Raw genomic sequence first — 13,350 nt, forward strand, 5'->3', positions numbered from 1 at the left:
AGGCGCATGGGCCTTCCATGATAATGCGCCGCATGGTCCTGTCTGCCCCCTCCCTGTGGTGGCCGCGTCTGGCGGCATTTGTCCTGGCGGCCCTGGCTGCGGCCAGTGCGGTGGTGTGGGGGCTGCGTGTGGCGGCCCCTGCCGCGTCCGACAGTGTGGTGGCCGTGGCCGCTGCACCTGCCGTGGCGCCGGATACCGTGGCCGTACGCCGCGCGCTGGGGGATGTGGCAAGTGGCGGTAGTGCCAACGCCGCGCCGCAGGCGGCCCCTGTGCTGGAGTCTGCGCGATTTGCATTGCTGGGCGTGGTCGTCCAGGGCCAAACCAAAGGTGCAGTCTTGCTGTCGGTCGACGGCAAGCCGGCCAAGCCGGTGGCTGTGGGCGCCACGGTGGTGGATGGCTGGACACTGCAGTCCGTGCAAGGCCGTCGGGCCACGCTGATACGCAACGGCTTGGAGATGCTGCTGGAGTTGCCGGCATCGGTTCCCGCGGCTGCGGGGCTGGGTGTTGCCGCGCAGCCGGTTCAGGCCAAGGCCGAATTTGCCGGCCCCTCCATCGCGCTTAAGGATAAAACAGCGCCCTAGCCCCCGTGGAATGCGCGCGAACAGCTACTTTTTTGGTAGCAAGTGCTCAGCGCTGCAGGAACATGCGGTACACCGGGTTGGCGGTTTCTTCCACATAGGGGTAGCCCAGCGTTTCCAGAAACTCTGCAAAGGCCGCGTTGTCCGCAGCAGGCACCTGCAGGCCCACCAGAATGCGGCCGTAGTCCGCGCCCTGGTTGCGGTAGTGGAAGAGGCTGATGTTCCAGCCCGGGCGCATCAGGCTCAGGAACTTCATCAGCGCGCCGGGTCGCTCAGGGAATACAAAGCGCAGCAGGCGCTCGTCTTGCGCCAGGTGGGAAATGCCGCCCACCATGTGGCGGATGTGCTCCTTGGCCAGTTCGTCGTGCGTCAGGTCCAGGGTCTGGAAGCCGTTCTTCTCGAAGTTCTTCGCCACCTTGGCCGACTCGCCCTTGCCCTGCGTGCTCAGGCCCACGAACACATGGGCCTTGGCCGCGTCGCTGATGCGGTAGTTGAACTCGGTCACATTGCGCGTGCCGCCGGGCAGTTCGCCAATCAGTTCGCAGAAGCGCTTGAAGCTGCCGCGCTCCTCGGGGATGGTGACTGCAAACAAGGCCTCGCGCTCCTCGCCCACCTCGGCGCGCTCAGCCACAAAGCGCAGGCGGTCGAAGTTCATGTTGGCGCCGCAGAGGATGGCCGCGTAGGTTTCGCCCTTGGTCTTGTGCGTCGCCACGTATTGCTTGATGGCAGCCACGGCCAGCGCACCGGCGGGCTCCACGATGGAGCGCGTGTCCACAAAAATGTCCTTGATGGCCGCACACACTGCATCGGTGTCTACCGTCACATAGTCGTCTACCAGGTTGCTGGCGATGCGGAAGGTTTCTTCGCCCACCAGCTTCACGGCTGTGCCGTCGGAGAACAGGCCCACGTCGGGCAGGGTGACGCGTTCCTTGGCGCCTACCGACTGGATCATGGCGTTCGAGTCATTCATCTGCACGCCGATGACTTTCACGCCAGGCGCCACCGCCTTGATGTAGTTGGCCACGCCCGAGATCAGGCCGCCACCGCCGATGGCGACAAAGACCGCGTCGATACCGGGGCCGCTCTTGCTGCCCGTCTTGTGACCCGACTTGGCGGCCTTGTCCGCGCCCAGGGTCTGCACCTGGCGCATGATTTCCATGGCCACCGTGCCCTGGCCGGCGATCACGTCCGGGTCGTCAAAGGGGTGGACGAAGGTCAGGCCCTCTTTCTTCTGCAGCGTCACGGCGTGGGCGTAGGCGTCGGAATAGCTTTCGCCATGGAGCACCACCTCGCCGCCAAAACTGCGCACGGCGTCCACCTTGAGCTGGGGCGTGGTGGTGGGCATCACGATGACGGCGCGTATACCCATGCGGTTGGCCGACAGGGCCACGCCCTGGGCGTGGTTGCCGGCGGAGGCGCAGATCACGCCGCGCGCAATCTGGTCCGCAGGCAACTGCGCCATCTTGTTGTAGGCACCGCGCAGCTTGAAGCTGCGCACGGGTTGTTGGTCCTCGCGCTTGAAGAGCACGGTGTTGTGCAGGCGCCGACTCAGGGCGCGGGCAGGTTCCAGCGCCGTCTCATTGGCCACGTCGTAGACGCGCGCGCTCAGGATCTTGGCGAGGTAGTCGGCGGGGGTCAGGGGGGCGGTGGCGGTTGGGCTGGGTTGACTCACAGGGCTACACTCCGGGTTGCAATAAGCAAATGCAAATAATTTACTCCGCGCGGAGTAAGTTAATCATATTGTAGTGGCAAGTTTTTGGCCCCGCGCGGGGCATATTGAAAAGGATGCAAGTCATGGAATGCACAGTCAGCTGGACCGGTGGTCTGGATACCCGCTCCGGCATGGGCTTTATTGCCGAGACAGGCAGCGGCCACACATTGGTGATGGACGGTGCGCCCGATGCCGCCAAACCTGAAAACGGTGGTCAGAACCTGGCGCCGCGCCCCATGGAAACTGTGTTGGCCGGCACGGGCGGCTGCACGGCCTATGACGTGGTGCTCATTCTCAAGCGCGGCCGCCACGATGTGCGCGGTTGCAGCGTCAAGCTCACCACCGAGCGTGCGCCCGTGGATCCCAAGGTGTTCACCAAGATCCACATGCAGTTCACCGTGCGCGGCAGGGGCATACCGGCCAGCGCCGTGGAGCGTGCCATCGCCATGAGCCACGAGAAATACTGCTCGGCCAGCATTATGCTGGGCAAGACGGCCGAAATCACCACCGGCTTCGACCTGATCGAGGACTGATCGTCAGCGGGGCCAGGCGCCCCTAGACCTAGATATGGACAGCGACGCTGGTCATGACCTTGGCCGCGGCGCGCATCATGTCCTTGACCGGGGCGGGCAGTTCGACCGCTCCTGCAGCCTCCGCATCAGCAGCGTGCTGCAGCTCATCCGTTTTCATTTGCGCCACGATGGCACGGGAGGCGTGGTCGCCCTCTGGCAATTTCGTCAAATGGCTTTCCAGGTGTGCACCAACCTGGCGCTCGGTTTCCACCACAAAGCCCAGGCTCAGGCGGTCGCCCATGCGCCCGGCCAGCAAGCCCAGCCCGAAAGCCCCGGCATACCAGAGCGGATTGAGCAGGGACGGGCGCGAGCCCAGTTCCTCCAGCCGCTGGGCGGTCCAAGCTAGGTGATCGGTTTCCTCGTCGCAGGCCTTGGTGAAGTGTTCACGTAGTGCCGCATTGGGCGTGGCCAGAGCCTGCGCGGTATATAGAGCCTGGGCGCAGACCTCTCCCACGTGGTTGACCCGCATCAGGCCCGCCGCGCGCCGTTTTTCGCCATCTGAAAGCTCGGTTGGGCCTTCGGGCAAAGTGGGGCAGGCTTGGGAAGCCCGGGGGGTGGCAAACAGGGTGCGCAAAGCGGAATCGGCGGCAGTCAGCAGGGCGTCCATAGAGGTCTCTGTAGGGATGCGCAGAGTCTATAGGGACGGGCATCTAAAGGCATTTGACGAGGGTTAAAGAAAATGTTGCAGACCAACAACGGTAACTCGTAGGAACCCTAATATTTCGGCCTTTTTCTTTGCCAAACCGGGCCTCGTCTGGTGCAATACATCCAACTTCCTGAACTAGGAGGTTGGCCCGGAGTTCCGAACAATCGGTCCGGAGCTCTATGTTTAACCTTGGAGAATTTCTCAATGAAAAAGACCCTCATCGCTCTGGCAGTTCTGGCTGCTTCCGGCGCTTCTTTCGCTCAAGCAACCATCACCGGTAACTACACCGCTGGCTACCGTGCTTCCACTGGCGTTGGCGCTACTGCCACTGCCAACGGTGGTGACCAATCTGGTCTAGGTAACGACACTTCCCTGGTGACTTTCACCGCCAAGGAAGATCTGGGCGGCGGTCTGACTGCTGGCGCAGAAATGAAGATCGACGGCCTGACACGCGGTGGTGTTTCCGGTGGTGACTCCGGTCTGTGGATCGCTGGTGGTTTCGGTAAGATCGCTATCGAAAACGGCCGCGGCGCTGACTACCTGTCCGAAGGTACTTCCGCTGTTGGCGGTGTTGGCTTTGACGGCAAGGTGTTCTCCACCAAGACTGCTTCTGACTCCATCACTTACACCACTCCTTCTTTCAGCGGCTTCACAGCTAGCATCTCTCACGACGAAAGCGCCGTTACTCAAGGCGGTGAAAACGCTTCCCCCATCGGTCTGGGTGTTGGTGCTGCTGGTACCCCCGTCGCTGCTGGCTACCAACGCGGTACTGGCGTGACCCTCGGCTACGCCGCTGGCCCCTTGGCTATCAACGGTAACTTCAAGGTCTGGGACCAACAAGGTACTGCTGCTTCCACCAACGGCAAGAGCCGTTTCAGCATCCGTGGCGCTTACGACTTCGGCGTTGCCAAGTTGGGCGCTGGCTACCGTAACACCCAATTCGTGACTGGCGTTCGCCAAGACTCGTTCCTGGCTGTTGGCGTTCCCCTGGGCTCTTTGACTCTGGGTGCAGACTTTGCTCAACGCGTGCACAGCGACACTGCTCCTGCTGGTAGCGCTGAAGGTACACGTACCGGTTACGGTCTGAAGGCTGAGTACGCTCTGTCCAAGCGCACTTCCTTCATCGCTTCCTACGCTTCGTGGGAAGGCGTTGTGGGCGCTGCTCAGCGTTCCACTGAAACCAACCTGCTGGTTTCCCACTCCTTCTAATATCCGGCTGGCGTAAGCCAGCTTGAGATTGAAGATTAAAAGCCTGCTGCAGCAATGCAGCAGGCTTTTTTATTCGCCTTATTTTCATTGGGTGAAATTCTTGTTGTCGTTGGTGCTAATACAACAAAACGCACTTTTTGGCACGGTCGTCTACTTTTTGTCCCGGCATTTACATGACGCCAATGTGAATTTTTGTTTCAATAGAACTTACTTCTGAATTAAGAAGTAGACAGGCGGAAGAAGAACTCATCATGTTCTTCCTGCTTACCATCTAACTCAAATTGAAGAGACACCACATGAAAAAATCGCTCATCGCTTTGGCAGTTTTGGCTGCTTCTGGCGCTTCCTTTGCCCAGGTAACGATCACTGGTAACTACATTGTTGGCTACAAGGCGAGCACTAATGCTCCCCGCCAAGGTACGGCTACACAACAAATCACACAGGCAGTGACTGAAGCGCTGGCTGGTGGTAGCGGCGGTAACCCTGTAGGTGATGCTTCCGGCTTGGGTATTGACACCTCGCTCATCACTTTCGCTGCAAAGGAAGACTTGGGTGGTGGCATGAGTGTTGCCGCCGAAATGAGCATTGACGGTCTGAACCGTGGTGGTGTATCCGGCGGTGACTCCTCCCTGAAGCTGACGACATCTGTGGGGCGCCTGACTCTGCAAACCTACAAGCCTGTGGACTACCTGTCGGGTGGTATTTCTGGCGTGGGTGGCGTGGGCATGGACAACAAAGTGTTTCCTTCGCGTGGTCTGAAGGACAGCGTTGGTTTTGACACCAAGCTTGGCTCTGTTTATTTGGGTATCGCTCACCATGAGCAGGCTTCCGTGAGCTCCAGCACGACCTCCGGTGTGGGTGCTGGTCTAGGTGTTGGCGGTGCTGGTGCTGCGAGTACTACTGGCCAACGCCTCAACAGCTTCTCTGCCACTTATGTGGGCGGCGCTTTGATTGCCAACATCAACTACCTGTCGTATGACGGCCGTACTGATAATGTGAATACCTCCTACAAGGATGTGCTTCGTACTGCAGCGTCCTATGACTTCGGCGTTGCCAAGCTCGGTGGCGGGGTGTCTGTTCTGACAACAACTGGTGGCTCTACCCTGACTGACGTTATGGTCGCAGCCTCTGTGCCGGTTGGCGCTTGGACTTTGGGCGCAAACTTCGCCCAAGAAACCTCCAATGGAACAATTGCGCAAACCATTCCTGTTTCTGGCGTGGGTAACGTTCCCTTCGTGGCGGGGCAGTTGGACCAAACCCGCAGCGGCTATGGCCTGTCTGCTACATACGCTCTGAGCAAGCGCACCAGCTTGATTGCCACTTACGCAAACTGGCTGTCCGCCGCTGGCAAGGACCGCAGCAGCGAGACCAATCTGCTGGTTTCCCACTCCTTCTAATCACGACGCTGGCGTGAGCCAGTGTGTGGTCTAGATAAGAAAGCCCGCTGTAGTGATACAGCGGGCTTTTTGTTTGCCAGTCGGGCTGGCGGATATGGGCGCAACGATCTCCGTGCAGCTCACGCGTAGCGCTTGTTGCGCAGGTTGTGCTTCATCTCGCGCAGCAGAGGCTGCAGCTTGTTGCTGCCTATGCGCAGGGCGACGCAGGTGGCCAAGATATCGATGATCATCAGGTGCAGCAGGCGGGAGACCATGGGGCTGTAGCGGTCGAAGCCTTCGGGGTGGTCTGCGCTCAGGTGGATGTGGCCGGCGCTGGCCAGGGGCGAGCCGCTGGCGGTGATGACGATGGTGGTTGCGCCGTTCTTTCGGGCGATGTCGCAGGCATCCATGAGGTCGCGGGTGCGGCCGGAGTTGCTGATGACGACCACGCAGTCACCGGGCCCGAGGATGGAGGCGCTCATGACCTGCATGTGGCCGTCGCTGTAGGCGGTGGTGTTGATGCCGAGGCGGAAGAACTTGTGTTGCGCGTCCTGCGCCACGATGCCGGAGTTGCCCACGCCGAAGAACTGGATTTGCCGGCCAGCGCTATAGGCATCCACCAAAGAGGTGACGGCCTTGTCGATGGCCATGGTGGAAGCATCGTTGCGGTACTTGAGGAAGGCGGCCACCGTGTTGTCGATGACCTTGACCATCACATCGCCTACCTTGTCATCGGCATCCACGCTGCGGTGGATGAAGGGCACGCCTTCGTTCACCGTACCAGCCAGTTTCAGCTTGAAGTCCGAGAGACCGTCGTAGCCCACGCTGCGGCAGAAGCGCACCACAGTGGGCTTGCTCACGTGGGCGCGGTCGGCCAATTCGCTGACGGGCAGCTTGGCAAAGGCGCGCGGGTCGGCCAGGCAGAGCTTGCCCACCCGTTGTTCAGCGGGGGCCAGGGAGGGCAGGGAGGCTTTGATTCGGTCCAGCATGTTCAGTTTTCCAGTGGGACGCAGTGGCAGTCCCGTGGACTGCCGCTGCGTCGTCAGCACATCAAGACTCTTCTGACCAGCAGAAGCCGTCGCGCGCAATCATGGCGCTCGACGCACTGGGACCCCAGGTGCCCGCCGCGTAGAGGCGGGGGCCAGTGGAGTCGGCAGCCCAATGTTCCAGCATGGGTTCGACCCAGCGCCAGGCTTCTTCCTGTTCATCGCTGCGCACGAAGAGGTTCAGGCGGCCGTCGATGACGTCGAGCAGCAGGCGCTCGTAGGCACCCACGCGCTCGGAGCCAAAGCGCTTGTCGAAGTCCAGGTCCAACTGCACCGGGGCCAGCGTTTGCGAGGCGGCTGCACGCGATTGGCGGTTTTCCTGTCCCTGGGCCAGCATGTGCAATTCCAGCCCGTCCTTGGGCTGCAGGTTGATGATGAGACGGTTGGCCGCGCCTTCGTTGGAGTCGTAGATGGCGTGCGGTGTGGGGCGGAAGTTGATGACGATGCGTGCATCGCGGCCCGACAGGCGCTTGCCGGTACGGACGTAGAACGGCACGCCGGCCCAGCGCCAGTTGGCGATTTCGGTGCGCAGGGCCACAAAGGTTTCGGTGTTGCTCTTGGGGTCCACGCCCGTTTCTTCGCGGTAGCCCGGTACCTTGTTGCCACCGCTGGTGCCGGCCGCATACTGGCCGCGCACCACGTCCTGTTTCAACGTTTCGCTGGTCCAGGGCTTGAGCGAACGCAGCACCTTGAGCTTTTCGTCGCGGATGGCATCGGCGTGCGAATTGATGGGCGGCTCCATGGCAATCGCGCAGAGCAGCTGCAGCGCGTGGTTCTGCACCATATCGCGCAGCGCACCGGTCGTTTCGTAGAACGCACCACGGCTTTCCACGCCCAGGTCTTCGGCGATGGTGATCTGGATGTTGGCGATGTGCTCGCGGCGCCACAGGGGTTCAAACAGGGCGTTGCCAAAGCGCATGGCAAACAGGTTTTGCACCGAGGGCTTGCCCAGGTAGTGGTCGATACGGAAGATCTGCTTTTCTTCAAAGAACTGGCGCACGGTCTGGTTGATCGCGCGGTTGGAGGCCAGGTCATGGCCCAGCGGTTTTTCCAGCACCACGCGCGTCTTGGGCGTGTTCAGGCCGGCAGCGGCGAGCTGCTCGCAGACATTGGTGAACAGGCTGGGCGCGGTGGCTACGTAGATGACCACGCTGTCGGCGTTGCGGGCGTTCAGGGTCTCGGCCAGGGCGGCGTAATCGTCGGGCTTGGACAGGTCCATGCGCTGGAATTCGAGGATGGCGGCAAAGCGGGCGAACTCCTCGGCGCTGGGGCGCTTGGCCAGTTCCACCTTCTCGAAACGGGACTGGATCAGCGCGCGGTATTGCTCGTGGCTCAGATTGTCACGGCCCACGCCGATGATGCGTCCACCCTCTGGCAAGGAGCCGTGGCGAAACGCCTGGAACAGTGCGGGCATCAACTTGCGCCAGGCCAAATCGCCGGTGCCGCCAAACATGACTAGATCAAAGCTCATAAGACAGATGGTACGTTTAAGAGTTACATGAAAGATGACGTTGTAATGTAACTTTGTTTCATTGATAATTCAAGCTGCTGAACCGACCCAGTTTTACGGGTTTACCCTAGTCTCTAACCCCGGCCTCGCGGCCCGCGCCTCTCATGAACCAACTCGACGCACTCAAACAATTCACCACCGTGGTCGCTGACACCGGCGACTTCAAGCAGCTCGACGCCTTCAAGCCCCAGGACGCGACGACCAACCCCTCGCTGATCCTGAAGGCGGTGCAAAAGGCTGATTACGCGCCCCTGGTGAAAGACACGGTGAACCAGTTCCGCGGCCGCCCCATGGACGAGATCGTGGACCGCTTGCTGGTGCGTTTTGGCTGCGAAATCCTTTCCATCATCCCCGGTCGCGTGTCCACCGAAGTGGATGCCCGCCTGAGCTTTGACACTGCCGCCACCGTGGCGCGCGGCGAGCGCCTGATTGAGTTGTACCAAGCGCAAGGCATTGCTACCGATCGCGTGCTGATCAAGGTCGCGTCCACTTGGGAAGGCATCAAGGCCGCCGAGCAACTGGAGCGCAAGGGCATCCGCACCAACCTGACCCTGCTGTTCGCGTTCTGCCAAGCCGTGGCCTGCGGCCAGGCCAAGGTGCAACTGATCTCGCCTTTTGTCGGCCGTATTTACGACTGGTACAAGAAGAACGCAGGCGCTGCTTGGGTCGAAGCCGACAACGCGCTGGCCAATGACCCCGGCGTGAAGTCCGTGGCGCAGATCTACAACTACTACAAGAAGTTCGACATCAAAACCGAGGTGATGGGCGCAAGCTTCCGCAACGTGGGCCAGATCACGGCCCTGGCCGGTTGCGACCTGCTGACCATCAGCCCCGACCTGCTGGCCAGCCTGGCCGCCACCGACGCACCGCTGACACCCGCCTTGAACGCCGAAGCCGCCAAGGCCGCAGCCATCGAACACGTGAGCTATGACGAAGCCAGCTTCCGCCTCGCGCTGAACAACGACGCCATGGCCACCGAGAAGCTGGCCGAAGGCATTCGCGCCTTCTGCGTGGACGCGGTGAAGCTGGAACAACTGCTGCTGGCAGCGTAAGGGGCGGGCGACATGGCACGTACCCGTTGCGACCGCACGCCCGCCTGGGGCGCCCTGCAAGCTGCCTACGATGCGTCGGGCAAAGCACTGGATGTGCGCGAGGCCTTCAAGGCTGACGCCCAGCGCTTTGGCCGCTTCAGCCAGGAGGCACCCTATGTGTTTGCTGACCTGTCCAAGAACCGCATAGACGCGGCGACCGAAGCTTTGTTATTCGACCTGGCGCGCCAGAGCGGCGTGCTGGAACACCGCGATGCCATGTTCGCGGGCCAGAAGATCAACAACACCGAGCAGCGCGAGGTGTGGCACGTGTTGTTGCGAAATCCGCCTGGAGTCCCCGTCAACTATGCGGGAGCAGCTGCGGAATTTGTAGCAGGCGAGCAGGCCAAGGTGCACGCTACGCTGGACGCCATGCTGGCCTACGCCGAGAAAGTGCGCGCTGACAAAGCGATTACGGATGTGGTGAACATCGGCATCGGCGGCTCGGACCTGGGCCCGCAGATGGCTGTGCTCGCGCTGGATGCCTTTGCCACCAGCGGCAAGCGCCTGCACTTTGTGAGCAATGTGGATGGTCACGAACTGGCCGCCAAGCTGCCGGACCTGAAGGCCGAAAGCACCGTTTTTCTGATCGCCAGCAAGACCTTCACCACCATCGAGACCATGACCAATGCCGCCTCGGCCAAGGCCTGGTTCGAAGCGCAGGGTGGCACCGACGTTGCGCGTCACTTTGCCGCGCTGACCACCAATGTGCCGGCGGCCAATGCCTTTGGCATCACCACCACCTTTGGCTTCTGGGACTGGGTGGGTGGCCGCTATTCCATGTGGTCGGCCATTGGCTTGCCCATCGCCATTGCCATTGGTGCCGCGGGCTTCCGCGAATTCCTGGCCGGTGCCCACGCCATGGACGAGCACTTCCGCACTGCGCCGCTGGAAAGCAATTTGCCGGTGCGTCTGGGCCTGCTGGACGTCTGGTACCGCAACTTCCATGGCTTCACCAGCCGCAGCATTGCGCCGTACCACAGCGCCTTGCGCCGCGTGCCGGCCTATCTGCAGCAGCTGGAGATGGAGAGCAATGGCAAGCGCGTGGACGCTTCCGGTGAAGCGCTGCCCTTTGGCACTTCGCCCGTGCTGTGGGGCGAGCCTGGCACCAACGGGCAGCACGCTTACTTCCAGATGCTGCACCAGGGGACCGACGTGGTGCCCATGGAGTTCATCGCGGTGAAAAAGGCGCGCCATGACCTGAAGGGTCACCAGCCATTGCTGCTGGCCAATGTGTTGGCGCAAGCTCAAGCCTTGCTGCAGGGCAAGAGCGATGCGGGTGGCCACAAGCATTTCACCGGCAATCGCCCCAGCACTTTCCTGTTGCTGGACGATTTGACTCCCGCTTCTCTGGGCGCGCTGATTGCACTGCAGGAGCACCGCGTGTTTGTCAGCGGTTCGCTATGGGGCATCAACAGCTTTGATCAGTGGGGTGTGGAGCTGGGCAAGGTGCTGGCCAAGGAGATCGAGCCTCGCTTGGCTTCCGGCGATGTGTCGGGATTGGACGGCTCCACCGCCGGATTGTTGGCACGCTTGCGGGCCTGACTGCGTGGTGGGCGGCACAGCGGGACATTGCGGCGGGCTCATGGTGCCAAACGCGCACAAATCGCCCGCCGCAACATCCCGCCGTGCCGCTTCGCTTCCAAGCCACTGAACCATGCTTACACTGCAGCAGGCCCGCAATCTGCATCTCGCAGCACAAGGCTTGCTGCAAGTGCCCACGCGTGCTGCCAAGCGCGCCGATGTGGCGGCCTGTATCCAGCGTATGGCGCTGCTGCAGATCGACACCATCCATGTGGTGTCGCGCAGCCCTTACCTCGTTTTACATTCCCGGCTGGGTGACTACCCGCGTGAATGGCTGGAAGAAACACTGGCTGCGGCCAAGGTGTTTGAAACCTGGGCCCATGAGGCCTGCTTTGCGCCTGTGGACGATCTGCATATCCATCGCGCCTACAACCGCCACGCCCGCCAGCACTGGGGGGTGGCCAATGCTCGGAAACTGGATGCGACGCAGCGCGCGCATCTGGACAAGCTGCTGGACCACGTCCGCGCCAATGGCGCCGTCAAGTCTTCCGACTTTGAGCGGCCCGAGGGCAAGGGCGGCGTCTGGTGGGGCTGGAAGGATGAGAAGCGCTGGCTGGAGGCGCTGTTTGCGTTGGGTGAGTTGATGATTGCGCGGCGCGAGAACTTCCACCGCGTCTACGACCTCAGCGAGCGCGTGGCGCCGCAGCTGCTGCAGCCTGTGGAGTCGGTCAGCAAGGCTGCGTTGCACGCCCAGCTCATGGAGAAAGCCGTCGCCGCCTTGGGCATTACCCAAGCGCGTTGGGTCAATGACTATTTCCGCACCAAGCCGCGCCTCAAGGATGCGGACCTGGACGCGCTGGTGGATGCTGGCACGGTGGTGCGCGTGGCGGTGGACGGCTGGGATGTGCCCGGCTATGTGCACGCGAGCCACGCTACGCTACTGAAGAAGGCCCGCGCCGGCACGCTGCAGGCGACGCACACTGCGCTGCTGTCGCCGTTTGACCCCGTGGTGTGGGACCGCGAGCGCGGCTCCACACTGTTTGATTTTGACTACCGGCTGGAGTGCTACACGCCTGAAGAGAAGCGCGTGTATGGCTACTTTGTGCTGCCCATCCTCTGCCGCGGCGAACTCATTGGCCGGCTGGACGCCAAAGCGCACCGGGACCAGGGCGTGTTCGAGGTGCGTGCGCTGCATGCCCAGCCCGGGCTGGTGTGGAGCGAGGCGCAGACTACCGACGTGGCCCAGGCCATCCAGCGCAGCGCCAACTGGCATGGCACGCCGCAGGTGCGCATCACCCGCACGCAGCCCGCCAAGCTGGCCGCAGCGCTCAAGCGCGCCCTGAAGAATTTGCAATTGGAAAGAACTGAGACATGAATGTGGTGTTTGACTTTGGCGCGGTGCTGTTTACCTGGCGCCCTGTGGACCTGGTGGCCGAATGTTTCCCCGACCGCGCCGCCACGCCCGCGCAAGCCGGCCATCTGGCGCACGAGGTGTTTGGCCACCCGGACTGGCAGGCCTTTGACCGCGGCACGGCCACCATGGAAGAGGTGATCGACCGCACCGTGGCCCGCCTGGGGCTGGACCGCGCGGCGCTCATCAAGCTGGTGGGCGAGATCGGTGAACGCCTGGTCCCCATGCCCGATTCCATCGCGCTGCTGAACAAGCTGGACGCGCTGCGCGCGCAGCAGCAGGCCAAGGGCGGCGAGCCGCTCAAGCTCTGCTTCCTCTCCAACATGCCCGTGCCCTACGCCCGTACGCTGGAGCGCCTGCATCCCTTCCTGCTGGGCTTTGATGGTGGCATTTTTTCGGGCGATGTGCTGCTCATCAAACCCGAAGCCGCCATCTACCAACTGCTGCAAAGCCGCTATGACCTAGACCCGGCCAAGACCGTGTTCATCGACGACCTGCTGGGCAACATCGAAGCCGCGCAGGCCCAGGGCTGGCACGGTATCCACTTCAAGAGCGCTACTCAGGTCACGCAGGATCTGCAAGCCTGGAGTTTGAAGAAAATCGGTCTATAGCCCCTGTAGATAGTGCGCGAGCAGCTATCAAAAACATAGTGATACAAACGTAAAAAAGCCCCGCAAGG

General features: G+C 61.8%; 12 protein-coding genes. 8 read left to right on the top strand and 4 right to left on the bottom strand.

Annotation, left to right across the window (positions count from 1 at the left end; all coding sequences use genetic code 11):
• The first annotated feature begins 32 nt into the window (after positions 1-32).
• On the top strand, positions 33-581 hold the full coding sequence (locus AC1RNN_RS18775; protein ID WP_493091148.1) for a type II secretion system protein N: 549 nt from the start codon (positions 33-35) through the stop codon (positions 579-581).
• Positions 582-627: 46 nt separating this feature from the next.
• Here the strand turns inward: AC1RNN_RS18775 and ilvA are convergent, their stop codons facing one another.
• Positions 628-2,250 carry a threonine ammonia-lyase, biosynthetic gene (gene ilvA / locus AC1RNN_RS18780; protein WP_493091149.1) on the bottom strand — a complete coding sequence of 541 codons (1,623 nt, stop codon included), beginning with the start codon at positions 2,248-2,250 and terminating at the stop codon, positions 628-630.
• 122 nt (positions 2,251-2,372) lie between these two features.
• Here ilvA and AC1RNN_RS18785 point away from each other — a divergent pair, with 122 nt between their 5' ends.
• Positions 2,373-2,822 (top strand): OsmC family protein, encoded by a 450-nt coding sequence (locus tag AC1RNN_RS18785; RefSeq protein ID WP_493091150.1) that lies wholly within the window; start codon positions 2,373-2,375, stop codon positions 2,820-2,822.
• A gap of 28 nt (positions 2,823-2,850) precedes the next feature.
• On the opposite strand, the gene coq7 is transcribed toward AC1RNN_RS18785, so the two are convergent.
• The gene (gene coq7, locus AC1RNN_RS18790; protein WP_493091151.1) at positions 2,851-3,468 is read right to left on the bottom strand and encodes a 2-polyprenyl-3-methyl-6-methoxy-1,4-benzoquinone monooxygenase; all 618 of its coding nucleotides are present in this window, start codon (positions 3,466-3,468) and stop codon (positions 2,851-2,853) included.
• Positions 3,469-3,711: 243 nt separating this feature from the next.
• Between coq7 and AC1RNN_RS18795 the strand changes: the two genes are divergently transcribed.
• Positions 3,712-4,716 carry a porin gene (locus AC1RNN_RS18795; protein ID WP_493091152.1) on the top strand — a complete coding sequence of 335 codons (1,005 nt, stop codon included), beginning with the start codon at positions 3,712-3,714 and terminating at the stop codon, positions 4,714-4,716.
• A 296-nt stretch (positions 4,717-5,012) separates the two neighbouring features.
• Complete coding sequence (locus AC1RNN_RS18800) at positions 5,013-6,113, top strand: porin (RefSeq protein WP_493091153.1); 1,101 nt, start codon at positions 5,013-5,015, stop codon at positions 6,111-6,113.
• Positions 6,114-6,232: 119 nt separating this feature from the next.
• Here the strand turns inward: AC1RNN_RS18800 and AC1RNN_RS18805 are convergent, their stop codons facing one another.
• Together AC1RNN_RS18805 and zwf are read right to left on the bottom strand one after the other, a co-directional pair.
• The gene (locus tag AC1RNN_RS18805; RefSeq protein WP_493091154.1) at positions 6,233-7,081 is read right to left on the bottom strand and encodes a MurR/RpiR family transcriptional regulator; all 849 of its coding nucleotides are present in this window, start codon (positions 7,079-7,081) and stop codon (positions 6,233-6,235) included.
• 61 nt (positions 7,082-7,142) lie between these two features.
• Positions 7,143-8,609, bottom strand: a complete 1,467-nt coding sequence (gene zwf / locus AC1RNN_RS18810; protein WP_493091155.1) for a glucose-6-phosphate dehydrogenase — start codon at positions 8,607-8,609, stop codon at positions 7,143-7,145.
• A gap of 143 nt (positions 8,610-8,752) precedes the next feature.
• On the opposite strand from zwf, the gene tal reads away from it, so the two are divergent.
• The 4 genes from tal (at position 8,753) to AC1RNN_RS18830 (ending at position 13,282) form a co-directional block, all read left to right on the top strand.
• A complete protein-coding gene (gene tal / locus AC1RNN_RS18815) occupies positions 8,753-9,700 on the top strand; it encodes a transaldolase (protein ID WP_493091156.1) in 948 nt (315 codons plus the stop codon).
• Positions 9,701-9,712: 12 nt separating this feature from the next.
• Positions 9,713-11,281, top strand: a complete 1,569-nt coding sequence (gene pgi / locus AC1RNN_RS18820; protein ID WP_493091157.1) for a glucose-6-phosphate isomerase — start codon at positions 9,713-9,715, stop codon at positions 11,279-11,281.
• A 112-nt stretch (positions 11,282-11,393) separates the two neighbouring features.
• The gene (locus AC1RNN_RS18825) at positions 11,394-12,635 is read left to right on the top strand and encodes a winged helix-turn-helix domain-containing protein (RefSeq protein WP_493091159.1); all 1,242 of its coding nucleotides are present in this window, start codon (positions 11,394-11,396) and stop codon (positions 12,633-12,635) included.
• Positions 12,632-13,282 carry an HAD family hydrolase gene (locus tag AC1RNN_RS18830; protein ID WP_493091161.1) on the top strand — a complete coding sequence of 217 codons (651 nt, stop codon included), beginning with the start codon at positions 12,632-12,634 and terminating at the stop codon, positions 13,280-13,282. Before AC1RNN_RS18825 ends, AC1RNN_RS18830 begins: the two co-directional genes overlap by 4 nt.
• Positions 13,283-13,350: the final 68 nt, after the last annotated feature.

The organism is Rhodoferax sp. GW822-FHT02D07 (assembly GCF_058802405.1).

What these genes read in the sequence shown, in the direction of transcription:
- tal (WP_493091156.1), top strand. Translation starts at nt 8,753, where the DNA reads ATGAACCAACTCGACGCACTCAAACAATTCACCACCGTGGTCGCTGAC.
- AC1RNN_RS18825 (WP_493091159.1), top strand. Translation starts at nt 11,394, where the DNA reads ATGCTTACACTGCAGCAGGCCCGCAATCTGCATCTCGCAGCACAAGGC.
- zwf (WP_493091155.1), bottom strand. Translation starts at nt 8,609, where the DNA reads ATGAGCTTTGATCTAGTCATGTTTGGCGGCACCGGCGATTTGGCCTGG.
- AC1RNN_RS18805 (WP_493091154.1), bottom strand. Translation starts at nt 7,081, where the DNA reads ATGCTGGACCGAATCAAAGCCTCCCTGCCCTCCCTGGCCCCCGCTGAA.
- AC1RNN_RS18785 (WP_493091150.1), top strand. Translation starts at nt 2,373, where the DNA reads ATGGAATGCACAGTCAGCTGGACCGGTGGTCTGGATACCCGCTCCGGC.
- AC1RNN_RS18775 (WP_493091148.1), top strand. Translation starts at nt 33, where the DNA reads ATGGTCCTGTCTGCCCCCTCCCTGTGGTGGCCGCGTCTGGCGGCATTT.
- pgi (WP_493091157.1), top strand. Translation starts at nt 9,713, where the DNA reads ATGGCACGTACCCGTTGCGACCGCACGCCCGCCTGGGGCGCCCTGCAA.
- AC1RNN_RS18830 (WP_493091161.1), top strand. Translation starts at nt 12,632, where the DNA reads ATGAATGTGGTGTTTGACTTTGGCGCGGTGCTGTTTACCTGGCGCCCT.
- AC1RNN_RS18795 (WP_493091152.1), top strand. Translation starts at nt 3,712, where the DNA reads ATGAAAAAGACCCTCATCGCTCTGGCAGTTCTGGCTGCTTCCGGCGCT.
- AC1RNN_RS18800 (WP_493091153.1), top strand. Translation starts at nt 5,013, where the DNA reads ATGAAAAAATCGCTCATCGCTTTGGCAGTTTTGGCTGCTTCTGGCGCT.
- coq7 (WP_493091151.1), bottom strand. Translation starts at nt 3,468, where the DNA reads ATGGACGCCCTGCTGACTGCCGCCGATTCCGCTTTGCGCACCCTGTTT.